Here is a 25463-nt window from a genome sequence, read left to right on the forward strand (position 1 = left end):
TCGGGGCGGAGACGGGAGAGCCAGCGCACGGCGTCGCCCCGGTTCCTAGGGCCGCGGCGCGACGCCGCCCAGGTCGGTCCGGCAGCGCAATCCGGCCGGCAGCGCGAAATCCGGATTGGGCAGCTCGAGCCGCACACGGAACGTGTTGCTGGCCCCGTCGATGACGCCGTCCACCACGGTCACCTTCGCCTGGCGCGTGCCGGCGCCGGGAAACTCCGGCGTCACGGCGGCGTTCATGCCGGCGCGCACGCTCGCGTACGCAGCCGCCGGCAGCACCACCTCCACGCGCAGCGGGTTGACCATGGCGATGCGGTAGATCGGCTTTTCCTCCACCCGCTCGCCGGCCGCGAGGTAGCGTTCCACCACCACGCCGGCGATGGGGCTGCGGATCGTGCGCAGGCCCAGCTGCGCCTGCGCGAGCTCGTGCTCGCGCGCGTACACGTCGCGCTGCTCGCGCGCCTGCGCGAGCCGGTTCTCGGCCACGAGCGCCTCGGCGCGCGCCTGCTCCAGCGCCTGGCCGGAGATGAACTGCTGGTCGGCCAGGTTCTTCGCCCGCGCCAGCTTCTGGCGCGCCAGTTCGGCATTGGCTTCGGCGGCGCGCAGTTCGCCCACGGCCTGCGCCTTGCTCTGGGCCACCGCGAGCGACTGGCGCTCGACGTCGGAGCGCAGGGTGGCGAGCACCTGGCCGGCGCGCACGCGCTCGCCGCGTTCCACGGCCATGCTGTCGATCACGCCGATGATCGGGCTGCCCACGTCGGACACCTGGAAGGGTTCGATCAGGCAGCCGAGCGCCTGCGCCAGCGCGGCGGCCGGGGCCAGCGACACCAGGAGGGTCGCCCAACGACTCGTTCTATTCATGTTGCACCTGCCTGCTGAACGTCAGCTCGCGCTCCGCGGATTCGGTGGCACGGCTGAGTTTCACACGCTCGTAACGATGAGTAAAGGATTCGCGTCGCTGGGCGACGTCGACCGTGATCTTTGCCAGCCCTCCCGCGGCCGGCCGGCGGGCCAGCCAAGCCAGCCAGGCGGCCGGCCACCAGCGGCGCAGCAGCGGGAAATCGGCAGCCACCATCCGCCGGACGCTTCCCGGCTGGCCCTGGCGGCCCGCGCGCCCGAGGAATTGGCGGTCGATGCGCGCCGATGCGTTCACCTGGCAGAGGATCACGTGCAGCCCGCCGCGCTCCAGCACCTGCGGCTCGCAAAGGATGTCGGTGCCGCGGCCCGCCATGCTGGTCGCCACGGTGATCCGGCCGGCCTGGCCAGCCGCCGCGATCAGCTCGCTCTCCTCGCGGTCCTGTCGCGCGTTCAACACGCGGTGCGCCAGGCCGCGGCCCGCCAGCACCGCGGAGAGCGCCTCCGACTGCGCCACGGTTTCCGTGCCGACCAGCACCGCCCGGCCCTGCGCGGCCAGCGCCTGCGCTTCGTCGGCGACCTGCTGCCACAGCGCGGCGCTGTCGGGCGCCAGGGACGGGCGCCAGGCCTGCACGCGCCAGGGCAGCCGCCGCGGGATCAGCACCAGCTCCAGGCCATAGACCTGCCGCAGCTCGCGGCGCGCCTCCCGCAGCGTTCCGCTGGCGCCGGCGAGGCGCAGGTAGCGCGGGAAGAAGCGCTGGAACGTGATCTGCGTCAGGGTGCCGTTGCGGCGCGACGCCTGCAGGCCTTCCTTCCACTCCACCAGCTGGTGCAGGCCCGCGGACCAGGCCCGCCCCTGCGCCGCGCGGCCCGTCGTCTCGTCCACCAGCAGGACCTCGCCGTCGCGCACCACGTAGTCGTGGTCGCGGCGCAGGACGTGCAGCGCCACCAGCGCCATCTCCACCGCGGCTTCGCGATGGGCGCGGTGTCCCAGCAGCGGATGGTCGGCCACGGGCCAGGCCGCGAGGCGCCGGCGTCCCTGCGCCGTGAGCTCGAAACGCCGGCCGTTGCCCTGCGGCAGGTAGTCGGCGCCGGGCGCGAGCCGCGCCGCCACCTCCAGCGCGCCGCGGTAGAAGCCCGCCTCCGCCGGCGAGCCCTCCGCCTGCGCGAGCACCAGCGGCACCCGCGCCTCGTCGACCAGCACCGTGTCCGCTTCGTCCAGGATCGCCATGCACAGGCCGCGCAGCACCGGCGGCTGCGCGCCGTCCGCGCCCCCGAGCCGGCGCGCGCGCCGCTCCAGCGGCGACAGGTCGGCCGCGCGCTGCACGCCGTCGCGCAGGTAGTCGAAGGCCAGTTCCTTGGCCGTGCAGTAGGTGACGTCGGCGCCGTAGGCCAGGCGGCGTTGCGCCGCCTGCATGGGTTGCGTCACGCAGTCCACCCGCAAGCCCAGGCGCGCGAAGAACGGCCGCTGCGCGTCGGCGTCGCGTTGCGCGAGGTAGTCGTTGGCGGTCACCACGTGCACCGGCGCGCCGCCCAGGGCGGCGACGGCGGCGGCCATGGCGATGGCGGCGGTCTTGCCCTCCCCCGTGGCCATTTCGGCGAGCCGGTCGTCCAGCAGCACGCGGGTGGCCATCAGCTGCTGCGCGTGCGGAACGTAGCCGGCGGTGTGCGACAGCGCGCTCGCGGCCAGCACCGTGGCCTCCAGCACCCAGGCGTCCGGGTCGCGGGCCAGGGCGGGCAGCGCGTGCAGACGCTGCGGCAACGCGTCGGCCCCGGCCGTGCCGCGCGCGAGCACGTCCTGCGCGAAGCGCTCCAGGCGCACCAGCCCCAGCCGTTTCTGCCGGCGCGGCGTGCCGGGCGCCGCGGCTTGTTCGGGGTACTCGCCCCAGACCACGCCCGGAAAGGGCCAGGCGGCGAGCGCGAGGTCTGCGCTCATGCCTGTCCGGTGGGGCTGAACTGGCGCAGCAGCAGTTGCCTCGCCGTGCGCAGCAGCTGCCAGCCGAGGGGTTCCGCCGGCAGCACCAGCTTCACCCAGGCGCGGCCGCCCACGTGGCCCGCGGGGAGGCCGGGGATGACGACGTCCAGCAGGAACACGGGGAGTTGCGTGCGCAGGCCGTCCGCATCGGCCGGGTCCACCGGCACCGGTCCGCCGAGGCGGTCGCCGAGCGCCGCGCTGGGCAGCTGGCGCGTGGCCGCCGGTGTTTCCTGGCGCAGCTGCGCGGCGTGCGGCGTCCACGGCGCTTCGGCCAGCCGCACTTCGACGGCGCGCACGCGTGCGCGCACCCGCAGCAGGTCCTCGTCGCGCAGGACGAGGCGCACCTGCGCCGGGTCGGGCCCCAGCACGTAGCCCAGCATGGCGCCGCGCTGCGCGTACGCGCCGAGCAGGTCGTCCTGGCGCGGCCAGACCGCGTGGCCGGTGCTGGGCGCGCGCACCTCGAGCCCGGCCAGCTGCTGTTCCGCGAAGCGCAGTTCCGCCTCGTTGCGGGCCAGCTGCTGGTTCAGGTCGCCGGCACGCGCGGGATCCTGCAGCAGGGCCTGGTACTGCTGCGCGTACAGGCCGGTGCGCTCGCTCGCGGCCTTGTCGCGCTGCGCCACGAGGTCGGCATCGGCGAGCTTCAGCACCACCTGGTCGCGCTGCACGCCCGCGCCGTCGCGCACCACCAGCGCCTGCACGAACCCGCCCGCCTCGGGGCGCAGCTGCGCGCGTTCCGGCGGCCAGACCACGCCCTGCGCGATGACGCTCGACGGCGCCGGCACGACGAACAGCGCCAGCAGCAAGGCGAGGCAGGCGCCGCCCGCGATCGCGATGGCGCGGCGCCGCGCGCCGGGGTCCGGCGCGGCCGCGGCGGAACGCATCAGGCGGCCCGCGGTCCCCGCCAGCAGCCACGCGAGCAGCGCGACGCCGGCGGCCCAGCCGAGGAACCAGGAGTGCTGCCCGATCCAGAGCACCAGCGCGAACAGCAGCACGACGCGCCAGGCCCACGAGGCCGGCGCGTACGCCACCAGCCACTTGCTCTCGCCGGCCGCGAGCGCGCCCGCGGGCAGCCCCGGCTCGGCGCCGATCAGGCGGCGCCAGGCCGACGCCCACCAGGCCTGGCTGCGCAGGGCCAGGTTCGGCAACTGCAGCAGGTCGCACAGCAGGTGGTAGCCGTCCAGGCGCACGAGCGGATTGGCGTTGAACAGGATCGTCGACACCGAGCAGATCAGGACGACCACCGTGGCGGCATCGCGCAGCAGCCCCGGCGCGAGCAGCGTCCACGCGAAGACGGCGAGCGACGCCAGCGCCAGTTCCACCAGGATGCCGGCGGCGCTCACCAGCGCGCGCTGGCGGGCCTCCGGGAAGGCGCTCGCCGCGCTCGCATCCACGTAGGGCGCGGGCGTCAGCAGCAGCAGCGACACGCCCACTTCGTGCACCGCCCCGCCGAAGCGCCGCACCGCGAGCGCGTGCCCCAGCTCGTGCAGCGACTTGACGACGGGATACGCGAACCACGCGATCGCATAGCTGGAAGGCGTGGCCAGCACGCGCAAGGCGTCGGCCTTCAGCTGGGGGAAGCCGACCGCCGCGGCGAGCAGGGCCAGCAGGAACGCCGCCGCCCACAGCAGGAACAGCGGCCAGCCCGGCAGCCGCGCGACCGCCGGGGCCAGCCGGTCCAGCAGGCGCGTGGGATCGAACAGGCGCACGCGCAGCATCAGGGGGTTGATGAAGGCGCGGCGGCGCCGCTCCTCGTCCTCGCCCCGGCGCGCGAACAGCAGCGACAGGTGCGGCGCGGCGTCGAACTGCAGCATGCCGGCGCGAAAGAGCTGGGCCAGCAGGCGCAGGACGTCGTCCTGCCCCGGGGCGGCATCGCCCTGCTCCTGCAGCAGCTGCTGCCACACCGCCTCCACGCTGGCGCGGCCGTCGCAGCGCCCGACGAAGGCATAGGCGGCCGGGTTGAGCCGCAGCTGCCGTCCCGAGCCCGGCTCCACGAGCACGTGCCAGAGCTGGTCGCGCACGCGCTGCCGCACGATCTTCAGGCCGCCCACGAGGCTGGGCTTGAGGGGCGCGACCCGGTACCAGGAATCGCTGACCAGCGGCTGCGTCACGGCAGCACGGTCCAGAGCGCCAGCCGCAGCCAGGCCGCCGTCCGGTGGAACAGCAGCCACGCGAGCGAACGTCGCCCCACCTCGATCTTGGCGATGCCGCTCAGGCCGGGACGCAGCTCGGGCAGGCGCTGCTCGAGCGCGCCCTCGACCTCGAAATAGTTGCGGCCGTCGGCGGCGGTGGCCAGCGGCACGATGCGCCGCGTGGTGAAGCGCAGCGCCTGCTCGGGCCGCGCCGCCAGCGCGAGCTGGCCGGCCTGCCCCGGCCGCACGGCGGCGATGTCCGCCTCGTCCACCTCCACGATCAGGCGGAAGCTGTCGCTCGGCGAGAGCAGCATCAGCACCTCCCCCTTGTGCACCGGCGCGCCCAGGTTCTGCGCGAGGTCGCCCTTGATCACGACGCCGTCGAAGGGCGCGGTGAGCTGGCTGCGCTGCAGCTGCGTCTCGGCCAGCGTCAGCAGCGCCTGCGCTTCGGCGGCGCGCGCCTGGCTCACCACCATCTGCGTGCGGTCGTTGCGCGCCTGCGCGGCGCGGTAGGCGTTCTCGTGCTGGCGCAGCTCGCTTTCGCGCCGCTGGCGCTCCAGCTCCAGGTCGTGCGAGGAGAGCTGGGCCAGCAGCTGGCCGGCCTTCACGCGGTCGCCGGGCCGCACGCTGGCCTGCTGCAGGAAGCCGTCGGCGGCCGCCACGACTGCGCGCTGCACGGAGCCCTCCAGCCGCGCCGGGGCGCTCACGCGCCAGGGCAGCGGCAAGGCCAGCGCGACCAGCAGCAGCGCGATGCCGCCGCCCCAGGCGAGGCGCTTGCGCGGCGGCGTGTCCAGGCGCGCGCGCAGCGCTGCCGCCCAGCGTGCATGCCAGGGCGTTTCGGCCGCCTGCTTCATCCGCAGGACGGGCGCGGCGAAGCTGGCGACGTCCTCGGCGAGCGCGATGTCCTCCGCGGCCAGCGGCAGCTCCGGCCCGCGCTCCAGCGTCAGGGCGCCGATGGTGCGCGCGTCCACGACGATGGGGATGCTGCAGGCCTGGCCGGCGCCCGCCAGCTGGCGCTGCGCCAGCGTGACGGCCGGGTGGCCCGCGAAGGGCGGCCAGGCCACCGTGCGCTGCTGGTCCAGGGCTTCGTGCATCGCCGCGGTGATCGCCGCGGCGGCCGCGTGGCGCGGGTCGATGTCGCCGGGCTGCGAGCTGCCGGCGATGCGCAGGTCCTCCCCGTGCAGCAGGCCCACCGTGACGCGCTGGCAGCGCAGGATCTCGGCGAGTTCGGCGGCCAGCGCCGTCGCCGCCTCGGCGAGCGGCCCGCGCGCCAGCAGCGCCCCCTGGCAGCGCAGCACCGCGTCCTGCGGCGCCAGGCCGCGGGCGGCGGCGACGAGCAATTGGGGCGGGGCCTTGTCCATGGAATGCGGGGTGGTCCCGGATTCTGTGGAGTCCGCGCGCTCGTTACAAGATGAAACGAACGGTCCGGCCGCCGGCCGGGCATTCCCGGCGTCCCAGCGGCAAATCCTTCCGTTACACGCGGCGTCGGCGCAACGACGCGCCGGGCCTCAGGAGGGCGTGGCTGCGAGGGCCGCGAAGGCGCGCACCACCTCGGGCGGCGCCTGGACCAGCTCGATCAGGACGCCCTCGCCGCCGACCGGGAACTGCTCGTTGCCCTTGGGATGGACGAAGCAGATGTCGAAGCCGGCGCCGCCGCGGCGGATGCCCCCAGGGGCGAAGCGCACGCCCTTCGCCGTGAGCCAGTCGACCGCCTTGGGCAGGTCGTCGATCCACAGGCCCACGTGGTTCAGGGGCGTCTGGTGCACGGCGGGCTTCTGCTCCGGGTCCAGCGGCTGCATCAGGTCCACCTCGACGCGCAGCGGGCCCGTGCCCAGCGCGCATATGTCCTCGTCGACGTTCTCGCGCTCGCTCTTGAAGGTGCCCGTGACCTCCAGGCCGAACAGCTCCACCCAGAGCTTCTGCAGCCTCAGCTTGTCGGGACCGCCGATGGCGATCTGCTGGATGCCCAGCACCTTGAAGGGTCTCGTCATTCGAACTCCACGATCGGCTGGTCCACGGCGAGGGACTCGCCCTTGGCGGCCAGCACCTTGCCGACGATGCCGTCGGTGGCGGCGAAGAGCACATTCTCCATCTTCATCGCCTCGATCACGGCGAGGCGCTCGCCCGCCTGCACCTTCTGCCCCGGCTGCACCGCCACGTCGACCAGCAGGCCCGGCATGGGCGAGAGCAGGAAGCGGCTCATGTCCGGCGGCGCCTTGAAGGGCATCAGCGCGTGCAGTTCGGCCGTGCGCGGCGTCAGCACCAGGGCGTCCAGGCGGCTGCCGTCGTGCTCGATGCGCAGGGCCAGCGGCTTGCCCGGCAGCCCGCGCACGACCTGCGCCGTGAAGGCCTTTCCGTCCACCGTGCCGCGGATGCGCGCCGCACCCAGGTGCCAGCGGCTGCAGATGGTGTACTGCTTGCCCCCGGTCTCGACCACGCTGGAGCCGGACTGCGCCTCGAAGTCGCGCACCTTCGCGGCCTGCTGCACGTGCTTGCCCTGCGGGTCGAGCTTCACCACGACGAAATCCTCGTCCACCTTGAACTCGTGGCCGCGCAGTTGCCCGCTGATGCCGGCCGAGCGTTCCAGCGCACGGCGGTTCACCCAGGCGGCGAGCGCCACCAGGAAGTCGGGATCGGCATGCGGCACCTCCTCGGCGCGGAAGCCACCGGCATAGTGCTCGGCGATGAAGCCCGTGTTGAAGTTGCCGGCGACGAAGTCCGGGTGCGCCAGCAGCGCCGCCTGGAAGGGGATGTTGCTGGCGATGCCGCGGATCACGAAGCCGTTGAGGGCTTCGCGCATCTTCGCGATCGCGTCGGCCCGGTCCGTGCCGTGCACGATCAGCTTGGCGATCATCGAGTCGTAGTACATCGGGATCTCGCCGCCTTCGGCCACGCCGGTGTCCACGCGCACGCCGTAGCGATGCTCCACGTCCGAGGCCCACATGCCCGTCTTCGGCGGCTGGAAGCGCACCAGCCGCCCCGTCGAAGGCAGGAAGTTGCGGAACGGATCCTCCGCGTTGATGCGGCACTCGATCGCCCAGCCCTCGCGCTTCACGTCGGCCTGCGCCAGCGGCAGCTTCTCGCCGGCGGCGATGCGGATCATCAGTTCCACCAGGTCCAGGCCGGTGATGCACTCGGTGACCGGGTGCTCCACCTGCAGGCGGGTGTTCATCTCCAGGAAGTAGAAGGACTGGTCCTTGCCGACCACGAACTCCACGGTGCCGGCGCTCTGGTAGTCCACGGCCTTCGCCAGCGCCACCGCCTGCTCGCCCATCGCCTTGCGCGTCGCGTCGCTGATGAAGGGCGACGGCGCCTCCTCGATCACCTTCTGGTGGCGGCGCTGGATCGAGCATTCGCGCTCGTTCAGGTAGATCACGTTGCCGTGCGCGTCGCCCAGCACCTGGATCTCGATGTGGCGCGGCTCCTCGACGAACTTCTCGATGAACACGCGGTCGTCGCCGAAGCTGTTGCGCGCCTCGTTGCGGCAGGAGGTGAAGCCCTCGAAGGCTTCCTTGTCGTCGTACGCGACGCGCAGGCCCTTGCCGCCGCCCCCGGCGCTGGCCTTGATCATCACCGGGTAGCCGATGTCCCTGGCGATCTGCACGGCCTGCTCGGCGGTCTCGATCGCGTCGTTGTAGCCGGGGATGGTGTTGACGCGCGCTTCCTTCGCCAGCTTCTTGGAGGCGATCTTGTCGCCCATCGCCGCGATCGAGTGGTGCTTGGGCCCGATGAAGACGATGCCCTCTTCCTCCACGCGGCGCGCGAAGTCCTCGTTCTCCGACAGGAAGCCGTAGCCGGGGTGGATGGCCTGCGCGCCGGTCTGCTTGCAGGCGGCGATGATCTTGTCGGCGGCGAGATAGCTCTCGCGGGAGGGCGGCGCGCCGATGTGCACGGCCTCGTCGGCGAGCGCCACGTGGCGGGCGTCGCGGTCGGCATCGGAATAGACGGCGACCGTCCGGATGCCCATCTTCTTCGCGGTGGCGATCACGCGGCAGGCGATTTCGCCGCGGTTGGCGATCAGGATCTTGGTGAACATGCGGGGTCCTTAATGCGGGGGCAAGGACGCAAAGGTCGCAAAGGTTTCGCAAAAGTCGCAAAAAGACCGCAAGGAATATTCATTGAATTCTTTTGCGACCTTTGCGTACCTTTGCGACCTTTGCGTCCGGCTGTCCGTATCGGCTGTTCAGAGCGGAATGTTCCCGTGCTTGCGCCACGGGTTCTCCAGCTTCTTGTCGCGCAGCATCACGAGCGAGCGGCAGATGCGCTTGCGGGTTTCGTGCGGGAGGATCACGTCGTCGATGAAGCCGCGGGCGCCGGCGACGAAGGGGTTGGCGAAGCGGGCCTTGTATTCGGCCTCGCGGGCGGCCAGCTTGGCCGGGTCGTTCTTGTCCTCGCGGAAGATGATCTCCACCGCCCCCTTGGCGCCCATCACCGCGATCTCGGCATTGGGCCAGGCGAAGTTGACGTCGCCGCGCAGGTGCTTGGAGCTCATCACGTCGTAGGCGCCGCCGTAGGCCTTGCGCGTGATCACCGTGATCTTGGGCACGGTGCACTCGGCATAGGCGAACAGCAGCTTGGCGCCGTGCTTGATGATCCCGCCGTACTCCTGCGCCGTGCCGGGCAGGAAGCCGGGTACGTCCACGAAGGTCACGACCGGGATGTTGAAGGCGTCGCAGAAGCGCACGAAGCGCGCCGCCTTGATCGAGCTTCGGATGTCCAGGCAGCCGGCCAGCACCATCGGGTTGTTGGCGACGATGCCCACCGTCTGGCCTTCCATGCGGGCGAAGCCGATCACGATGTTCCTGGCGTTCTCGGACTGCAGCTCGAAGAAGTCGCCGTCGTCCACCACCTTCACGATCAGCTCCTTCATGTCGTAGGGCTTGTTCGGGTGGTCGGGCACCAGCGTGTCGAGCGAGTAGTCCAGGCGGTCGGCCGGGTCGTTGCTCGGGCGCAGCGGCGGCTTCTCGCGGTTGTTCAGCGGCAGGTAGTTGTAGAGACGCCGCAGCATGATCAGCGCCTCGACGTCGTTCTCGAACGCCAGGTCGGCGACGCCGCTCTTCGTGGTGTGCGTGGTCGCGCCGCCGAGTTCCTCGGCGCTCACTTCCTCGTGCGTCACCGTCTTCACCACCTCGGGGCCGGTCACGAACATGTAGGAGCTGTCCTTGACCATGAAGATGAAGTCGGTCATGGCCGGCGAGTACACGGCGCCGCCCGCGCACGGGCCCATGATCATGCTGATCTGCGGCACGACGCCCGAGGCCATCACGTTGCGCTGGAACACGTCGGCGTAGCCGCCGAGGGAAGCGACGCCTTCCTGGATGCGGGCGCCGCCCGAGTCGTTCAGGCCGATCACCGGCGCGCCGACCTTCATCGCCTGGTCCATCACCTTGCAGATCTTCTCGGCGTGCGCTTCCGACAGCGCGCCGCCGAAGACGGTGAAGTCCTGGCTGAAGACGAACACCAGGCGGCCGTTGATCATGCCGTAGCCGGTGACGACGCCGTCGCCGGGGACCTTGTTGTCGGCCATGCCGAAGTCCGTGCAGCGGTGCTCCACGAACATGTCCCATTCCTCGAAGGTGCCCTCGTCCAGCAGCAGCTCCAGCCGCTCGCGCGCCGTCAGCTTGCCCTTCTTGTGCTGTGCCTCGATGCGCCGCGCGCCGCCGCCCTGGCGGGCCGCCTCGCGCTTCTTCTCGAGCTGTTCCAGGATGTCATGCATCTCGTTCTCCGTTCGTCTTCATCGCGTGCAGCAGCTGGCGCGCGGCGGTCGATGCCGCGATGCGCCCCTGCTCCACGTCCGTCGTCATCCGCGGCAGCAGCGCCTGCACGGCGGGGTGCTGCCGGAAGTCCTGCTTGAGGCCGCTCTCGATGCGCTCCCACATCCAGGCGAGCGACTGCTGGCGCCGGCGCGACTGCAGGCGGCCGCTGGCCTCCTGGAGTTGCCGGAAGCGCGTCACGGCTTCCCAGAAGCGGTCGACGCCCTCGCCCTGGAGCGCGCTCAGCTGCAGCACCTGGGGATGCCACAGCGCCGCGTCGTGCTGCGCGTGGCCGGGGTTGCCGTGCTGGCCCAGGATGCGCAGCGCGCTGGTGATCTGCGCGCGGGCGCGCGTGGCCGCATCGGGGTCGAGGTCGGCCTTGTTGATCACGATGAGGTCGGCGATCTCCATCACGCCCTTCTTGATCGCCTGCAGGTCGTCGCCGGCGTTGGGCAGCTGCAGCAGCACGAACATGTCGGTCATGCCCGCGACCGCCGTCTCGCTCTGGCCCACGCCGACCGTCTCGACGATCACGACGTCGTAGCCCGCGGCCTCGCACACCAGCATCGCCTCGCGCGTCTTCGCCGCCACCCCGCCCAGCGTGCCGCTGGAGGGACTCGGCCGGATGTAGGCCTCGGGCCGCACGGACAGCTGTTCCATGCGCGTCTTGTCGCCGAGGATGGATCCCCCCGACACGCTGGACGAAGGATCGATCGCCAGCACCGCGACGCGATGCCCCTGCGCGATCAGCGCGAGCCCCAGCGTCTCGATGAACGTGCTCTTGCCCACGCCCGGCACGCCGCTGATGCCGAGCCGGAACGACTTGCCCGTGTGCGGCAGTAGTTCCGTCAGCAGCGCATCCGCCTGCGCGCGGTGGTCCGCCCGCGTGGACTCCAGCAGCGTGATCGCCTTGGCGACCGCGCGCCGGTCAGCATCGAGAATTGGGGTCAGATTCCAATTCTTCGCCGCGGTCGCGCTTCTGGGAGCCATGAAATTGGAATCTGACCCCAATTAGCTGATCGCCTTGCGGATCTGCTCCAGCACGTCCTTCGCGCTGGCGGGGATCGGCGTGCCGGGGCCGTAGATGCCCTTGACGCCCGCGTTGTAGAGGAACTCGTAGTCCTGCTGCGGGATGACGCCGCCGACGAAGACGATGATGTCGCCGGCGCCCTGCTTTTCCAGCTCGGAGATGATGGCGGGGACGAGCGTCTTGTGACCGGCGGCGAGCGTGCTGATGCCCACGGCGTGCACGTCGTTCTCGATCGCCTGGCGGGCGCACTCTTCCGGCGTCTGGAACAGCGGGCCGATGTCGACGTCGAAGCCCAGGTCGGCATAGGCGGTGGCCACCACCTTGGCGCCGCGGTCGTGGCCGTCCTGGCCCAGCTTGGCGATCATCACGCGCGGGCGGCGGCCCTGCTCCTGCGCGAACTGCGCGATCTCGCCCTTCAGTCTTTCCCAGCCCTCGGCCGAGTCGTAGGCAGCTGCGTACACACCGGTCACCTTCTGCGTATCGGCGCGGTGGCGCCCGAACACCTTCTCCAGCGCATCGCTGACCTCGCCCACGGTGGCCCGCAGGCGGATCGCCTGGATGCTCAGGTCCAGCAGGTTGCCCTGCCCCGTGCGCGCGGCGGTGGTCAGCGCCTCCAGTGCCGCCTGCACCCTGGCGCCGTCGCGCGACGCGCGGATCTTCTGCAGGCGCGCGATCTGCTGCTCGCGCACGCGCACATTGTCCACTTCCAGGATCTCGACCGGCTCTTCCTTCTCCAGCCGGTACTTGTTGACGCCGACGATCACGTCGCGCCCCGAGTCGATGCGCGCCTGCTTCTCCGCCGCGGCCGCCTCGATCTTCAGCTTGGCCCAGCCCGAATCGACGGCGCGCGTCATGCCGCCCAGCGCCTCGACCTCCTCGATGATCTTCCAGGCGGCATCGGCCATGTCCTGCGTCAGCTTCTCCATCATGTAGCTGCCGGCCCAGGGGTCGATCACGTTCGTGATGTGCGTCTCTTCCTGCAGGATCAGCTGCGTGTTGCGCGCGATGCGCGAGCTGAACTCCGTGGGCAGCGCGATGGCCTCGTCGAAGCTGTTGGTGTGCAGCGACTGCGTGCCGCCGAACACCGCGGCCATCGCCTCGATCGTCGTGCGCACGATGTTGTTGTACGGGTCCTGCTCGGTGAGCGACCAGCCCGAGGTCTGGCAGTGCGTGCGCAGCATCAGGCTCTTGGGGTTCTTCGCGCCGAAGCCCTGCATGATGCGCGACCACAGCAGCCGCGCCGCCCGCATCTTGGCGATCTCGAGATAGAAGTTCATCCCGATCGCCCAGAAGAAGGACAGGCGCCCCGCGAACGCGTCGACGTCCAGCCCCTTGGCCAGCGCCGTCTTCACGTACTCCTTGCCGTCGGCCAGCGTGAAGGCCAGCTCCAGCGCCTGGTTCGCGCCCGCCTCCTGCATGTGGTAGCCGGAGATCGAGATCGAGTTGAACTTCGGCATGTGCTTCGCCGTGTACTCGATGATGTCGCCCACGATCCGCATCGAGGGCTCCGGCGGATAGATGTAGGTGTTGCGGACCATGAACTCCTTGAGGATGTCGTTCTGGATGGTCCCCGACAGCTGCTCCTGCTTCACGCCCTGTTCCTCGGCCGCCACCACGTAGCCGGCCAGCACCGGCAGCACGGCGCCGTTCATGGTCATGGACACCGACACCTTGTCGAGCGGGATGCCGTCGAACAGGATCTTCATGTCCTCGACGGAGTCGATCGCCACCCCCGCCTTGCCGACATCGCCCACCACGCGCGGATGGTCGCTGTCGTAGCCGCGGTGCGTGGCCAGGTCGAAGGCGACGCTGACGCCCTGGCCGCCGCCGGCCAGGCCCTTGCGGTAGAAGGCGTTGGATTCCTCCGCGGTGGAGAAGCCGGCGTACTGGCGGATCGTCCAGGGGCGCGACGCATACATGGTCGCCTGCGGCCCGCGCAGGAAGGGCGCGAAGCCGGGCAGCGTGTCGGCGTGTTGCAGGCCCTGCAGGTCGGCGGCCGTGTACAGGGGCTTGACCGTGATGCCGTCGGGCGTGACCCACTCCAGCGCTTGCAGGTTGCCGCCGGGGGCGGACCTGGCGGCGGCTTTCTTCCAGTCCTCGAGCGAGGCGTTCGGTGCGGGCTTGGGCGTCGTGCTCATGGCGTCTTCCTGTCGTGCCGCGGGCGGCTTGCCGGCGGCGGACGCCGATCTTACATGATTCATAATTATTGATAAAGAATGCATGACGGCCTAGAATCCGCTCCATGTCCGCCCTGTCCCTCGCCCCGCGCGCCCTCTACGAGGAGGTGGCGGAGCTGCTGCGCCAGCGGATCTTCCGCCGCGAGCTGGAGCCCGGCAGCTGGATCGACGAGGTGAAGCTGGCGCAGGAGTACGGCATCAGCCGCACGCCCCTGCGCGAGGCGCTGAAGGTGCTCGCGGCCGAGGGCCTGGTGACCATGAAGGTGCGGCGCGGCGCCTACGTCACCGAGGTCTCCGAGCAGGACCTCGCCGAGGTCTACCACCTGCTCGCGCTGCTGGAAAGCGATGCCGCCGCGGTGGTCGCCGAGCGCGCGACGGCGCCACAGCTCAAGGAACTGCAGAAGCTGCACAAGGACCTGGAGGCGGCCGTGAAGGACCGCGAGCGCTTCTTCGCGCTGAACGAGCGCTTCCACATGCGACTGCTGGAGATCGCCGGCAACAAGTGGCGCAACCAGATGGTGGCCGACCTGCGCAAGGTGATGAAGCTGCACCGCCACAACTCGCTGCTGAAGTCCGGACGCATCCAGGAGTCGCTGGACGAACACGCGCGCGTGATGGAGGCGCTGGCGAAGCGAGACGCCGAGCGCGCGCGCGAGCGGATGCAGGAGCACTTCCGCAACGGGCTGGAAGCGGCCGCCTAGCGGACCCCGGATTCCCGCTCGATCGCTCCCTTCGCCGCCAGCAGCAGCGGCGCGATCTTCTCCAGCATCATCTGCGGCGGCAGCACGTAGGCCGGGCCGCCCACGCTCACGCCATACAACTCCCCGCGCGGCCCGTGCAGCGCGAAGCCCAGCGCGTTGATGTCGGGATGCCACTCGCCGAAGGACGTGCAGAAGCCGTCGCGGGCGTAGTCGGCGAGAGCCGCATGCATCTTCTCCTGTACCTGCGGCGCGGCATCGCCCGCGGCCGCCACCACCTCCTGCAGCAGCGAGGCGCGCTGCTCCGGCGGCAGCGCCGCGTAGTAGGCGCGTCCCATGGACGACGTCGCGATGCGCATGCGCGATCCGACGTCCATGCGCGAGAGGATCAGCGCCGTGCGCGGACGCAGCGTGTCGATGAGCACGAGGTCCAGGCCGTCGCGCACGCCCAGGTGGACGTTGGCGCCCGACGCCTCCGCGAGTTCGGCCAGGTGCACGCGCGCCTGCTGGCGGAAATCGAAGCTGCGCAGGTAGGCCTCACCCAGGTGCAGGGCGGCCGGGCCGAGCGCATAACGCTCGCCCGGCGCCAGGCGCAGGAAGCCGGCCGACTGCAGCGTGGCGACCAGCCGCGACACCGTCGCCTTGGGAATGCCGGCGCGTTCCGCCAGGTCGCGGTTGGACAGCGGCTCGTTCGCGTCCGCGACGATGCGCAGCAGGCTCAGCCCGCGCGCGAGGGCGCTGACCTCGTCCCTGGGGCCCGCTTCCGACCCGCCACCGATCGCATCCGCCATATTCATGGAACCCAGTTTCATTTTTTCTAGAGTTTCGGATAACATTCCGGAACGCCGTTTCATTTTATCCCCAACTGAGGAGACAAAGCTTGCGCTGGATCAATCTCTGTGCCGGCCTGCTGGCCGGCACGATGGCTTTCGCCGCCCCCGCCGCCACGCCGACTGCCGAAACCTATCCCACCGGCCCCGTGAAGATCATCATCCCCTTCCCGCCGGGGGGCCCGACCGACACCATCGGCCGCATCCTGGCGCAGAAGCTGCAGGAGACCTGGGGCCAGCCGGTGATCATCGACTACAAGCCGGGCGCCGGCACGGTGATCGGGGCCGACTACGTCGCCAAGTCCGCGCCGGACGGCCTGACCATCGGGATGGTGAACTCCTCGCTGGCCGTCAACCCGACGCTGCGCGGCAAGCTCCCCTACGATACGCAGAAGGACCTCGCCGGCATCACGCAGCTGTTCGACATGCAGCTGGCCCTGGTCGCCCGTCCCGATGCGCCCTTCAACAACCTGAAGGAGCTGATCGCCTACGCCCGAAAGAACCCCGGCAAGCTCAATTACGGCACGCCGGGCGCCGGCAGCACCACGCATCTGGGCGCCGAGCTGCTCAAGCGCGAAGCCGGCTTCGAGATGCAGCACATCGCCATGAAGGGCAGCGCCCCGGCGCACACCGAGCTGATGGGCGGGCGACTGGACCTCGTGGTCGATCCCTTCCTGTCCATCCTGCCCTACGTGCAGGCCGGCAAGATGAAGATGATCGCGACCCTCGGCGCCAAGCGCGTCGCCGGCCACGACTACCCGACCGTGGCCGAGGTCATCCCCGGCTTCGACGTCGGTGCCCTGCTCGGCTTCGTCGCCCCCGCCGGCACGCCCAAGCCGGTGCTGCAGAAGATCCAGGCCGACACCGCCAAGGCGCTGGCCAGCCCCGAGGTGAAGAAGCGCGCCCAGGAGTACGGCCTCGCGATCGTGGGCAGCAAGCCCGAGGAATTCGACGCCTTCCTCGCCAGGGAGATGAAGCGCTGGGGCCGCGTGGTCACCGAGGCGCACATCCGCATCGACTGACCTCCACAGCACAGACATGAGCCTGCAACTCAAGCCCCTCCATCCCGTCTTCGTCGCCGAGGCGAGCGGCATCGACCTGACCCGCCCGCTGGCGCCGGCCGACGTGCGCGCCATCAACGCCGCGATGAACCAGTACGCCGTGCTCGTGTGGCGCGGCCAGCCGCTCACCGCGCAGCAGCAGCTGGACTTCGCGAAGTCCTTCGGCCCGCTGGACATCGGCCTCAAGCGCGTGTTCAAGCGCCCCGAGCGCCTGGAGGACGAGCGCCTGATCGACATCTCCAACGTCGACGCGCAGGGCAACGTCGCCCGGCGCGACTCGCCGAAGAACCTGTCGAACTTCGCCAACCAGCTGTGGCACTCCGACAGCTCCTTCATGAACCCGCGCGCGGCCTACTCGATGCTGCATTGCGTGATCACGCCCAGCTGGGGCGGCAACACCGAGTTCGCCGACCTGCGCGACGCCTACGACACGCTGGACGAGCGCACCAAGGTGGAGATCCAGGACCTGAAGGCGGAGCACTTCGCGCTGCACACGCGCCTGCTGCTCGGCGACGACGCGTACACGGACGAACAGAAGAAGGAGATCCCGCCCGCCGTCTGGCCGCTGGCCGACACGCACCCGGGCTCCGGCCGCAAGGTGCTGTTCGTCGGCGTGCACGCGCGGCAGATCCTCGGCTGGCCCACGGCGGAAAGCCGCATGTACCTGCAGGACCTGCTGGAACACGCGACGCAGCGCGAGCGCGTGTACCGCCACGAGTGGACGCCCGGCGACCTGGTGATGTGGGACAACCGCAGCACCCTGCACCGCGGCCGCCGCTACGACGTGAGCGAGCGCCGCGAGCTGCGCCGCACGACGGTGAACGACACGCCGGAGGCGATGCTGCTGGCGGCTTAGGCCCTCACCCCAGCCCTCTCCCGCAAGCGGGAGAGGGAGCCTTGCCCTAATCCAGCGTCCAGACCACTCCGAAGTTCAACCCCAGCACGTCGATGCCGGGGTTCGGCCGGGTCATGCCCAGGTTGGAGTGGTGGGTGAAGTACGCCGCGGCGGTGAGGCCGATGCCCTCGCCGATCTGCCGGCGCAGGCCCAGCTGCGTGAACCAGTTGAAGGCCAGGTCCTGCCCCTGGCCGCCTTCCACGCCCTTGGAGTTGATGAATCCGGCGCCCCCGCCGACCTCGAAAAAGCCCGCCGTGCGGCGATCCGCCGACCAAAGCTCGAAGGAAGGCGCGCCCGCCACGGCGAAGTAGTGGTCCTCCGGCCCGCGCACGATCGCCTCGCCCACCAGGGCGACGCGGTTGCGCACCGTCAGGCGCGCACCGCCCCGGCCTTCCCACAGGTTGAACATCGCCGGGCTGCGCCACGCCAGTTGCAGCGGTGCGATCCGGTAGTCGTGCGGCGAGTTGTCGCGCACCTTCGCCAGGTAGCCGCCCTCAAACGCGAACTCCCACTGGTCCGCCGGATGCCGCAGTTGCGCCTGCGCCGAAGCGCCCCACAGCACGGCCGCCGCGACGAGCGCGCAGCGACGAAGAGTCCTCCGCAGCCTCATCGCGCCACTCCCCGCGCGCGGTATTCGGAAAAGATGCCCAGCTCCACGTGCCGTTCCACGTCGGCCAGCCCCGCGTTCGCGAGCGTCTCCAGCACCTGCGCCGGCGGCACGCAGGCCTCGATCGTGTCCCAGTAGTAGCGCCACAGCATGGGCGTCGTCGCCGACTTCGCCACGAAGCGCGCCAGCAGAGGCACCGCGCCCCGCATGTAGGCCTTCAGCAGCCGGTTGCCCCAGCGCGTCCGCGCCCGCGTGATCTCCAGCACCAGCAGGCGGCCGCCCGGCTTCAGCACGCGGCGGAATTCCGCCGCCGCGGCGCCGAAGTCCGCGATGTGGCGCAGCGCGTACCCCATCACCAGGAAGTCCGCGCTGGCCGTCGCCACCGGGATGTCCTCGGCGCGGCCCAGGCGGCACGCCACGCCCGCGGGCAGGTGCGCTTCCTTCATCATCCCCGCGCTGGGATCGACGCCGACCAGGCACCGGGGCTCGCCGGTGATCCTCAGGATCTCCTTGCTCACGAGGCCCGTGCCCATCCCCACGTCCACCACCTGCATGCCCGGCGCGAGGCCGGCGCGCAGCAGCGCCTGGCGCCGGTACCAGGAGCCGGTGCCCAGGCCCAGGATCTTCTCGAGCCGGTCGTAGTCGACGGCGGTGTCGTCGAAGGTGCGGCGCAGGAAGGCTTCGCGCGCGGCGGGGTCGTCGCCGCGGTAGTAGGACGGCAGGGGCGCGTGCGGCAGGCGCACGGAGGCCGGTGAAGGTGCGGGAGGCGTGGACGGCATGGGGACTGCGGGTCGTGGCGGACGATGCACGCCGGCGTGATGATGTCCTCGCGCCGGCACACGGCTCCATTGTCGCGCATGGCCGTCGCATAAAATCCACGCTTTTCAAGCCGCCGCTGCCCCCGGGCAACACGATGACTGCCGACAAACAACTGCTTCAGGAAGTGGCCAGCCTGCTGGTCGAAGCTCTCCACCTGGAGGTCGCGCCCGAGGCGATCGACCCGAACGAGCCCCTGTACGGCGACGGCCTCGGGCTGGACTCGATCGACATGCTGGAGGTGTCGCTGGTCGTGTCCAGGCGCTATGGCGTGCAGCTGCGCGCCGACGACGACAACAACGAGAAGATCTTCGGCTCCCTGGCCAGCCTGGCCGACCACATCGCCGCCCACCGGACCACCTGATGCCCGCCGGCCCTGCCGCCCGCCGCATGCGCTTCCTGGCGGGTGCCGCCGCGGCCCTGGCGTACGCGCTGGGCTCCCACTGGATGATGACGCACGCCCAGGACTCGGCCTGGACGCTCGGCTTCGTGCTGGGCCCGCTGGCCGTCGTCGGCATCGCGTCGCTCTGGCGCGCCCGCCAGCGCGCGCTGGCGCTCGCGGCCCTGGCCGCGGTGCTGCTGCTGGCGCTGCGGGCGGCGGGCGCCGGTTTCTCCAGCCGCTGGCTCTACCTGGCGCAGCATGCCGGCGTCCACCTGGCGCTGGGCGCCTGGTTCGGCGGCACGCTGCGCGCAGGCGCCGAGCCGCTCGTGAGCACGCTCGCGCGGCGCGTGCACGGCGGCCTGACGCCGGCGATGGCGGCCTACACCCGCAACGTCACCCGCGCCTGGACGCTCTACTTCGTCGCCATGGCGGCCACGTCGGTGTCGCTGTTCCTCGCCGGGGACTTCGCCGCCTGGTCGCTGCTGGCCAACCTGCTGACGCCGCTGCTGACCGCGGCGATGTTCATCGGCGAATACCTCGTGCGCTACCGCCTGCACCCCGAATTCGAGCGCGTGGGCCTGGTCCAGGCCGTGCGCGCATACCGCGCCCATGGCGCGGCAGGCGTGGTCGAGCCGTGAGCGACGCCCGCCTGGCCTTCCTCCAGGGCGGCGCCGCCCTGGACAGTCCCCTGTGCTGGCGTGGCGGCCGGCCGGTCTCGCGCCAGCGTTTCCTGCAGGAAGTGCAGGCCCTGGCGGCGACGCTGCCCCAGGGCGGCCCGGTGCTGGCGATGACCGCCGACCGCTACCTGTTCACGCTGGCGCTGGCGGCGGCCGCCGTGCGCGGACAGGCCGCGCTGATGCCGCCCAACCACACGCCGGACATGGTGCGGCGGCTGCGCACGCTGTTTCCTTCCGCCTACGTGCTGTCCGACGAGGGCCAGCCGGCGCTCGCCCTGCCCACCCTGCCCTTTCCGGACCTGCGGCCGGCGCCCTCCGACCCCGCGCCGCTGCCCATGATCGAAGCCGACCGCGAGGTCGCCCACGTGCTCACCTCCGGCTCCACCGGCGACCCCATGCCGCACGGCAAGCGCTGGGACCTGCTGGTGGCCAACGTGCGCGGCGCCGCCGCCCGCATCGCCGAGTACCTGCAGCGGCCGGACCTCACGGGCGTCACCGTGGTCGGCACCGTGCCGGCCCACCACATGTACGGCTTCGAGTCCACGGTGCTGATCGCCGCGCTGGGCGGCGCGGCCTTCGCGGCGGAGCGCCCCTTCTTCGCGCAGGACATCGCCGCGACACTCGCCGCCGTGCCGCGGCCGCGCGTGCTGGTCACGACGCCGCTGCACCTGAAGACGCTGCTCGACGCCGGCATCGCAGTCCCGCCGCTGGACCTGGTCGTGAGCGCCACCGCGCCGCTGCCGCCGCAGCTGGCCGACCGGAGCGAAAAGGAGCTGGGCGCGCCGCTGGTGGAGATCTACGGCTGCACCGAAGCCGGCCAGGTGGCGACGCGCCGCACGACCGAGGGCCCCGAATGGGAGGCCTTCCCGGGCCTGGTGCTCGCGGGCGACGGCGAGCAGGTGCGCGTGAGCGGCGGCCATGTCGCGACGCCGACGCCGCTCGCCGACGTGCTGGAGGTTCTCTCGCCCACGCGCTTCCGCCTGCTGGGACGCAGCAACGACCTGATCAACGTCGCCGGCAAACGCAGCTCGCTGGCCCACCTCAACCACCACCTGAACAGCATCGCCGGCGTGCGCGACGGCGCCTTCTGGCTGCCGCCGGACGAAGGCGATGCCTCGGTCGTGCGGCTGGTCGCCGTCGTCGCCGCGCCGGAGGTCAGCCGCGAACAGCTGCTCGCCGCGCTGCGCGAGCGCGTGGACGCGGCCTTCCTGCCGCGCCGCATCCTGCGCGTGGACACCCTGCCGCGCGATCCCACCGGCAAGCTGCCGGCGCGCCGCCTCGCCGAACTCGCGACGCGGCTGCTGGCGGAGGCAGGCGATGCCTGAGATGCGCAGCAAGACCATCGATGTGCCGGCCACGCATCCTTCGTTCGCCGGACACTTCCCCGGGCAGCCGCTGCTGCCCGGCGTGGTGCTGCTGGCCGAAGCGATGGAGGCGCTGCTGGAGGATGCGGAGGCCGCCACGACGCTCGGCCCGCGGCCGCGCCTGGCCAGCGTGAAGTTCCTCGCCCCGGTCCGCCCCGGCGCCGCCATCGAGGTGCGCTGGAGCGCCGGGGCCCCGCGCGTGCGCTTCGAGGTGTGGCGCCATGCCGAAGGCGACGCGCCGCGGGGACAGCTCGCGGCCAGCGGCCAGTTCGAGGCCTCCGCATGAGCGCCGCGCAGCAAGCCTCCGCCGCCTGGGCGACGCAGCGCGAGCGCAGCACCGCGGGCGTGCTGCGCCTGATGCGCTGGATCGCCGTCACGCTGGGGCGCCGCATCGCCCGCTGGGTGCTGCACCCGATCACGCTGTACTTCCTGCTGTTCGGCGGGGCCGCCGCGCGCGCCTCCCGCGACTACCTCGCCCGCGTGCACGGGCGTCCGGCGCGCTGGCGCGAGCGCTACGCGCACATCCACCACTTCGCCGCGACCATCCTCGACCGCGTGTACCTGCTGCGCGGCGACTTCGAACTGTTCGAGGTGGAGCTCGAGGGCGTCGAGCACCTGGACGCGGTGCTGCAGGCCGGTCGCGGGGCCTTCCTGGTCGGCGCCCACCTGGGCAGCTTCGAGGCGCTGCGCGCGCTGGGCCAGGCGCGCCGCGGCCTGCGCGTGGCGATGCTGATGTACGAACAGAACGCGAAGCTGGTGGGCGAGACGCTGCGCGCGATCGCGCCCGAGGCGGAACTGCACGTGATCGGCCTGGGCCGCATGGAGGCGATGCTGGAACTGCGCGACTGGCTGGAGGACGGCGGCGTCGCCGGCCTGCTGGCGGACCGCACGCTGCAGGGCGCGGGCGCGAATGCCGGCCGCTCGCGCACGCACGCGATCGACTTCCTCGGCGCGCCTGCGACGTTCTCGGACGGCGCGTTCCGGCTCGCGGGCCTGCTGCGCCGGCCGGCCGTCTTCATGGCCGGCCTGTACCTGGGTGGCAACCGCTATCGGCTGCGCTTCGCCCCCATCGCGGACTTCAGCGCCGGCGGCGACCGCGCGGCGCAGGAAGCCGCGGCCGAGGCGGCGCTGCACACCTACGTCCGCCTGCTGGAGCAGCAGTGCCGCGCAACGCCCGCCAACTGGTTCAACTTCTACGACTTCTGGGCGCCATGACGCACACCCGCTTCCTGCCGCGCCGCGCCCTGCTGCTGCTGGCGCTGGCCTGCGCCGCGCCCGCCGGCGCCGCCGGATTCGACCTCGACGCGCTGATGGCGCGCCTGGCCCAGGTGCGCTCCGGCGAAGCGGTGTTCACGGAAGACCGGCAGGTGCTGCAGCTCGATCGCACGATCCGCTCCAGCGGCCGCCTGCGCTTCGCCGCGCCCGACGTGTTCGTGCGCGAGACGCTGCGGCCCACGCAGGAGAAGCTCGCGGTGCAGGGCAACCAGCTCACCGTCAGCCGCGGCAACCGCACGCACACGGCGCTGCTCGACGCGGTGCCCGAGGCGGCGGTGATCGTCGAGGCGATCCGCGGCACGCTCACCGGCAACCGCGCGATCCTGGAGCGCTACTTCGACATGAACCTGCAGGGCAGCCCCGAGCAGTGGCAGCTGCAGCTGATGCCGCGCGACCCGCGCCTGCGCGGCCAGGTCACGCAGGTGCGCCTGTCCGGCCGCCAGGGCCAGGTGCGCGAGGTGCGCATCTCGCTGGCCGACGGCGACTCCTCGGTGATGCGCATCGAGCCGGTGGCCGCCGGCGCGCGGCCTTGACGGCTCCCTGGCGCGCCGCGTGGCGCCAGCCGGCGCCGTGGCTGTGGCTCGTCGCCATGGCGATCGGCCTGTGGCTGTGCGCGCGCGCCAGCTACGTCGCCGACCTCTCCGCCTTCCTGCCGTCCGCGCCGACGGCCGAACAGCGCGTGCTGCTCGCGCAGCTGAAGAACGGCGCGACGGCGCGCGTGCTGATGATCGGCCTCCGCGGCGGCGAGCCCGCGCAGCGCACGGAAGCCTCGCGCAAGCTGGGCGAGGCGCTGCGCGCGAGCGGCGCCTTCGAGTCCGTGCACAACGGCGCCGGCGAGGAGGACGCGGCGCTGGGCCGCGTGCTGTTCGACCGCCGCTATCTCCTGAGCCCCGGCGTCGATGCGCAGCGCTTCACGGCCGAAGGCCTGCGCGCCGCGATCGATGAAACGGTGAGCCTGCTGGGCACGCCGGTCGGCAGCCGCATCAAGCCCATCCTGTGGCGCGACCCCACTGGCGAGACGGTGCGCATGGCCGAAGCCATGATCCCGGCCGCCGCGCCGCGCACCGAAGACGGGGTGTGGGTCTCGCGCACGCAGCCGCGCGCCGTGCTGGTCGCGACGACGCACGCCGACGGCGGCGACCTCGACGGCCAAGCGGCCGCGCAGGACGTCGTGCGCCAGCAGTTCGCGGCCGTCGCCGCGCCGGGGATGCAGCTGGAGCTCTCCGGCCCCGGCGTGTTCTCGGTCGAATCGCGCGCCACGATCAAGTCCGAAGTGGAGCGGCTGGCGACCCTGGGCACGATCGCGATGGTCCTGTTGCTGCTGGTGGCCTTCGGCTCGCTGCGGCCGCTCGGGCTCGCCGTGCTGCCGGTCGCGAGCGGCGTGGTCGCCGGCATCGTGGCGGTCAGCCTCACGGCCGGCAGCGTGCACGGCCTCACCCTGGGCTTCGGCACCACGCTGATCGGCGAGGCGGTGGACTACGGCATCTACTACCTCGTGCAGGCGCGCGGCCTGCGGCGCGAAGGCTGGCTGCGCGAGCACTGGCCCACGGTGCGCCTGGGCCTGTGGACCTCGGTGGCCGGATTCGCCGCGCTCGCCTTCTCCGGCTTCGGCGGGCTCGCGCAGCTGGGCGTGTTCGCGATCAGCGGGCTGTTCGCCGCGGCCCTCACGACGCGCTACCTGCTGCCGGTGCTGGCGCCGCAGGGCGCGGCGGGCACGGGCCTGCGCGACCGCCTGGGCCGCTTCACCGGCGTGCTGCTGGCGCTGTTGCAGCGCGCGCGCTGGCCGCTCGCCGCGTTGAGCGTCGCGGCGGCCATCGCGGTGCTGGCGCTGCCCTCGCCCTGGCGCGGCACGCTGGCCTCGCTCAGCCCCGTGCCGCCGCAGGCGCTCGCACTCGACGCGTCGCTGCGTGCCGACCTCGGCGCCGCCGACGGGGGCGTGCTGGTGGCGCTGGAAGCGCGCAGCGAAGCCGCGGCGCTCGCGGCCGCCGAACAGGTCGGCGAGCGCCTCGACGCGCTGGTGGCCGACGGGCGCCTGCCCGGCTACCAGTCGCCAGCGCGCATCCTGCCCAGCCCGCAGGCGCAGCTGGCCCGGCGCGCCATCCTGCCCGAGGCCGGCGTGCTGCGCGCGCGGCTGGCCGAGGCCACCCGCGACGGCCCGCTGCCGCTCGCGAAGCTGGAGCCCTTCGTGGCCGACGTGCAGGCGCAGCGCAGCGCCCCCGTGCTCACGCGGGCCGACCTGCAGGGCACGCCGCTCGCGAGCGCCGTCGACGCGCAACTGCTGCCCGGCCACGACGGCGAACCCTGGACGGCGCTGCTGTCGCTGCAGCCCGCCGCCGGCGGCGAGCTGCCGCTGGACGCCCTGCGCCGCGCGATCGCCGAGGTGCCCGGCGCCCGCATCGTGCAGATCCAGCCCGAGCTCGATGCGATCTACGCGGGCTACCTGCGGCAGGCGCGCTGGCAGGCGCTGCTGGGCGCGCTGGCCGTGCTCGCCCTGCTGGCGGCGCACCTGCGCTCGGCGCGCCGCCTGGTGCGCGTGCTGGTGCCGCTCGCCGCCAGCGTGCTGCTGGTGCTCGCGGGGCTGACCGCCTCCGGCGCGGCGCTGGGCGTGCTGCACCTCGTGGGCCTGCTGCTGGTGGCGGCGATCGGCTCCAACTACGCGCTCTTCTTCGAGCACCTGCAGCTGCGCGGCGCGGCCGACCATGACACGCTGGCCTCGCTGCTGTTCGCCAACGTCACCACGGTGGTCTCCTTCGGGCTGCTGGCGACGGCGGACGTGCCCGCCCTGGCGGCCGTCGGCCAGACCGTGGCGCCGGGAGCGTTGTTTTCGCTGCTGCTGGCTGCGGCTTTTTCCCGGCGTGGCCTCCAGGGAACGGGCGGGCGCGTGTCACAATGAATACGCATGCATGAGCTGCGCCCGCCGCGGCCCATGCCACCGCCGTACC

The 25463-nt window shown here is 71.9% G+C and carries 22 protein-coding genes; 10 read left to right on the forward strand and 12 right to left on the reverse strand.

Features of this window, described 5'->3' with window-relative positions; genetic code table 11:
* Positions 1–45: 45 nt before the first annotated feature.
* From ACY0MJ_RS05950 to scpA, 9 genes are all read right to left on the reverse strand, one after another.
* Positions 46–858, reverse strand: a complete 813-nt coding sequence (locus ACY0MJ_RS05950) for an efflux RND transporter periplasmic adaptor subunit (RefSeq protein ID WP_462637409.1) — start codon at positions 856–858, stop codon at positions 46–48.
* On the reverse strand, positions 851–2788 hold the full coding sequence (locus tag ACY0MJ_RS05955; protein WP_462637410.1) for a preprotein translocase subunit SecA: 1938 nt from the start codon (positions 2786–2788) through the stop codon (positions 851–853). The genes ACY0MJ_RS05950 and ACY0MJ_RS05955 overlap by 8 nt, the downstream gene beginning before the upstream one ends.
* Positions 2785–4935 (reverse strand): PqqD family peptide modification chaperone, encoded by a 2151-nt coding sequence (locus ACY0MJ_RS05960; RefSeq protein ID WP_462637411.1) that lies wholly within the window; start codon positions 4933–4935, stop codon positions 2785–2787. The genes ACY0MJ_RS05955 and ACY0MJ_RS05960 overlap by 4 nt, the downstream gene beginning before the upstream one ends.
* Positions 4932–6317: an HlyD family efflux transporter periplasmic adaptor subunit gene (locus ACY0MJ_RS05965; protein WP_462637412.1), complete on the reverse strand. Its 1386-nt coding sequence runs from the start codon at positions 6315–6317 to the stop codon at positions 4932–4934. Before ACY0MJ_RS05965 ends, ACY0MJ_RS05960 begins: the two co-directional genes overlap by 4 nt.
* 147 nt (positions 6318–6464) lie before the next feature.
* Positions 6465–6947, reverse strand: coding sequence for a VOC family protein (locus ACY0MJ_RS05970; RefSeq protein WP_462637413.1), 483 nt, complete (start codon positions 6945–6947; stop codon positions 6465–6467).
* Entirely contained in the window at positions 6944–8992 is a 2049-nt protein-coding gene (locus ACY0MJ_RS05975; protein ID WP_462637414.1) for an acetyl-CoA carboxylase biotin carboxylase subunit, read from the reverse strand. The genes ACY0MJ_RS05970 and ACY0MJ_RS05975 overlap by 4 nt, the downstream gene beginning before the upstream one ends.
* Positions 8993–9139: 147 nt before the next feature.
* Positions 9140–10672 carry an acyl-CoA carboxylase subunit beta gene (locus ACY0MJ_RS05980; protein WP_462637415.1) on the reverse strand — a complete coding sequence of 511 codons (1533 nt, stop codon included), beginning with the start codon at positions 10670–10672 and terminating at the stop codon, positions 9140–9142.
* Entirely contained in the window at positions 10665–11699 is a 1035-nt protein-coding gene (gene meaB / locus ACY0MJ_RS05985) for a methylmalonyl Co-A mutase-associated GTPase MeaB (RefSeq protein ID WP_462637416.1), read from the reverse strand. Before meaB ends, ACY0MJ_RS05980 begins: the two co-directional genes overlap by 8 nt.
* Before the next feature lie 21 nt (positions 11700–11720).
* Positions 11721–13877, reverse strand: a complete 2157-nt coding sequence (gene scpA / locus ACY0MJ_RS05990) for a methylmalonyl-CoA mutase (protein WP_462637417.1) — start codon at positions 13875–13877, stop codon at positions 11721–11723.
* A 104-nt stretch (positions 13878–13981) separates the two neighbouring features.
* Between scpA and ACY0MJ_RS05995 the strand changes: the two genes are divergently transcribed.
* Positions 13982–14617 (forward strand): GntR family transcriptional regulator, encoded by a 636-nt coding sequence (locus ACY0MJ_RS05995; protein WP_462637418.1) that lies wholly within the window; start codon positions 13982–13984, stop codon positions 14615–14617.
* Here the strand turns inward: ACY0MJ_RS05995 and ACY0MJ_RS06000 are convergent.
* Positions 14614–15411 (reverse strand): IclR family transcriptional regulator, encoded by a 798-nt coding sequence (locus ACY0MJ_RS06000; protein WP_462637419.1) that lies wholly within the window; start codon positions 15409–15411, stop codon positions 14614–14616. The genes ACY0MJ_RS05995 and ACY0MJ_RS06000 overlap by 4 nt on opposite strands.
* A gap of 83 nt (positions 15412–15494) precedes the next feature.
* Here ACY0MJ_RS06000 and ACY0MJ_RS06005 point away from each other — a divergent pair, with 83 nt between their 5' ends.
* Together ACY0MJ_RS06005 and ACY0MJ_RS06010 are read left to right on the forward strand one after the other, a co-directional pair.
* Positions 15495–16466, forward strand: coding sequence for a tripartite tricarboxylate transporter substrate binding protein (locus ACY0MJ_RS06005; protein WP_462637420.1), 972 nt, complete (start codon positions 15495–15497; stop codon positions 16464–16466).
* A gap of 16 nt (positions 16467–16482) precedes the next feature.
* Positions 16483–17361 (forward strand): TauD/TfdA dioxygenase family protein, encoded by an 879-nt coding sequence (locus tag ACY0MJ_RS06010; RefSeq protein WP_462637421.1) that lies wholly within the window; start codon positions 16483–16485, stop codon positions 17359–17361.
* Between the two features lie 46 nt (positions 17362–17407).
* On the opposite strand, the gene ACY0MJ_RS06015 is transcribed toward ACY0MJ_RS06010, so the two are convergent.
* Both ACY0MJ_RS06015 and ACY0MJ_RS06020 read right to left on the reverse strand, forming a co-directional pair.
* On the reverse strand, positions 17408–18010 hold the full coding sequence (locus tag ACY0MJ_RS06015) for an acyloxyacyl hydrolase (RefSeq protein WP_462637423.1): 603 nt from the start codon (positions 18008–18010) through the stop codon (positions 17408–17410).
* Positions 18007–18786: a class I SAM-dependent methyltransferase gene (locus ACY0MJ_RS06020; protein ID WP_462637424.1), complete on the reverse strand. Its 780-nt coding sequence runs from the start codon at positions 18784–18786 to the stop codon at positions 18007–18009. The genes ACY0MJ_RS06015 and ACY0MJ_RS06020 overlap by 4 nt, the downstream gene beginning before the upstream one ends.
* 134 nt (positions 18787–18920) lie before the next feature.
* Between ACY0MJ_RS06020 and ACY0MJ_RS06025 the strand changes: the two genes are divergently transcribed.
* The 7 genes from ACY0MJ_RS06025 to ACY0MJ_RS06055 are packed head-to-tail and all read left to right on the forward strand — an operon-like array spanning position 18921 to position 25414.
* Positions 18921–19187: a phosphopantetheine-binding protein gene (locus ACY0MJ_RS06025; RefSeq protein WP_462637425.1), complete on the forward strand. Its 267-nt coding sequence runs from the start codon at positions 18921–18923 to the stop codon at positions 19185–19187.
* On the forward strand, positions 19187–19843 hold the full coding sequence (locus ACY0MJ_RS06030) for a COG4648 family protein (protein ID WP_462637426.1): 657 nt from the start codon (positions 19187–19189) through the stop codon (positions 19841–19843). The genes ACY0MJ_RS06025 and ACY0MJ_RS06030 overlap by 1 nt, the downstream gene beginning before the upstream one ends.
* Positions 19840–21207, forward strand: a complete 1368-nt coding sequence (locus tag ACY0MJ_RS06035; protein WP_462637427.1) for an AMP-binding protein — start codon at positions 19840–19842, stop codon at positions 21205–21207. Before ACY0MJ_RS06030 ends, ACY0MJ_RS06035 begins: the two co-directional genes overlap by 4 nt.
* Positions 21200–21532 carry a 3-hydroxyacyl-ACP dehydratase FabZ family protein gene (locus tag ACY0MJ_RS06040; protein WP_462637429.1) on the forward strand — a complete coding sequence of 111 codons (333 nt, stop codon included), beginning with the start codon at positions 21200–21202 and terminating at the stop codon, positions 21530–21532. The genes ACY0MJ_RS06035 and ACY0MJ_RS06040 overlap by 8 nt, the downstream gene beginning before the upstream one ends.
* Positions 21529–22461 carry an LpxL/LpxP family acyltransferase gene (locus ACY0MJ_RS06045; RefSeq protein ID WP_462637430.1) on the forward strand — a complete coding sequence of 311 codons (933 nt, stop codon included), beginning with the start codon at positions 21529–21531 and terminating at the stop codon, positions 22459–22461. Before ACY0MJ_RS06040 ends, ACY0MJ_RS06045 begins: the two co-directional genes overlap by 4 nt.
* On the forward strand, positions 22458–23054 hold the full coding sequence (locus tag ACY0MJ_RS06050; protein WP_462637431.1) for a LolA-related protein: 597 nt from the start codon (positions 22458–22460) through the stop codon (positions 23052–23054). Before ACY0MJ_RS06045 ends, ACY0MJ_RS06050 begins: the two co-directional genes overlap by 4 nt.
* The gene (locus tag ACY0MJ_RS06055; RefSeq protein WP_462637432.1) at positions 23051–25414 is read left to right on the forward strand and encodes an MMPL family transporter; all 2364 of its coding nucleotides are present in this window, start codon (positions 23051–23053) and stop codon (positions 25412–25414) included. The genes ACY0MJ_RS06050 and ACY0MJ_RS06055 overlap by 4 nt, the downstream gene beginning before the upstream one ends.
* Positions 25415–25463: the final 49 nt, after the last annotated feature.

It is taken from the genome of Ramlibacter sp. bp-362, assembly GCF_054956735.1.

Bases quoted from the DNA above. Each gene is read 5' to 3' on its own strand.
- ACY0MJ_RS05950 (WP_462637409.1), bottom strand. From the start codon at position 858: ATGAATAGAACGAGTCGTTGGGCGACCCTCCTGGTGTCGCTGGCCCCG.
- ACY0MJ_RS05955 (WP_462637410.1), bottom strand. From the start codon at position 2,788: ATGAGCGCAGACCTCGCGCTCGCCGCCTGGCCCTTTCCGGGCGTGGTC.
- ACY0MJ_RS05965 (WP_462637412.1), bottom strand. From the start codon at position 6,317: ATGGACAAGGCCCCGCCCCAATTGCTCGTCGCCGCCGCCCGCGGCCTG.
- ACY0MJ_RS05970 (WP_462637413.1), bottom strand. From the start codon at position 6,947: ATGACGAGACCCTTCAAGGTGCTGGGCATCCAGCAGATCGCCATCGGC.
- ACY0MJ_RS05975 (WP_462637414.1), bottom strand. From the start codon at position 8,992: ATGTTCACCAAGATCCTGATCGCCAACCGCGGCGAAATCGCCTGCCGC.
- ACY0MJ_RS05980 (WP_462637415.1), bottom strand. From the start codon at position 10,672: ATGCATGACATCCTGGAACAGCTCGAGAAGAAGCGCGAGGCGGCCCGC.
- meaB (WP_462637416.1), bottom strand. From the start codon at position 11,699: ATGGCTCCCAGAAGCGCGACCGCGGCGAAGAATTGGAATCTGACCCCA.
- scpA (WP_462637417.1), bottom strand. From the start codon at position 13,877: ATGAGCACGACGCCCAAGCCCGCACCGAACGCCTCGCTCGAGGACTGG.
- ACY0MJ_RS05995 (WP_462637418.1), top strand. From the start codon at position 13,982: ATGTCCGCCCTGTCCCTCGCCCCGCGCGCCCTCTACGAGGAGGTGGCG.
- ACY0MJ_RS06000 (WP_462637419.1), bottom strand. From the start codon at position 15,411: ATGAATATGGCGGATGCGATCGGTGGCGGGTCGGAAGCGGGCCCCAGG.
- ACY0MJ_RS06010 (WP_462637421.1), top strand. From the start codon at position 16,483: ATGAGCCTGCAACTCAAGCCCCTCCATCCCGTCTTCGTCGCCGAGGCG.
- ACY0MJ_RS06015 (WP_462637423.1), bottom strand. From the start codon at position 18,010: ATGAGGCTGCGGAGGACTCTTCGTCGCTGCGCGCTCGTCGCGGCGGCC.
- ACY0MJ_RS06020 (WP_462637424.1), bottom strand. From the start codon at position 18,786: ATGCCGTCCACGCCTCCCGCACCTTCACCGGCCTCCGTGCGCCTGCCG.
- ACY0MJ_RS06025 (WP_462637425.1), top strand. From the start codon at position 18,921: ATGACTGCCGACAAACAACTGCTTCAGGAAGTGGCCAGCCTGCTGGTC.
- ACY0MJ_RS06030 (WP_462637426.1), top strand. From the start codon at position 19,187: ATGCCCGCCGGCCCTGCCGCCCGCCGCATGCGCTTCCTGGCGGGTGCC.
- ACY0MJ_RS06040 (WP_462637429.1), top strand. From the start codon at position 21,200: ATGCCTGAGATGCGCAGCAAGACCATCGATGTGCCGGCCACGCATCCT.
- ACY0MJ_RS06045 (WP_462637430.1), top strand. From the start codon at position 21,529: ATGAGCGCCGCGCAGCAAGCCTCCGCCGCCTGGGCGACGCAGCGCGAG.
- ACY0MJ_RS06050 (WP_462637431.1), top strand. From the start codon at position 22,458: ATGACGCACACCCGCTTCCTGCCGCGCCGCGCCCTGCTGCTGCTGGCG.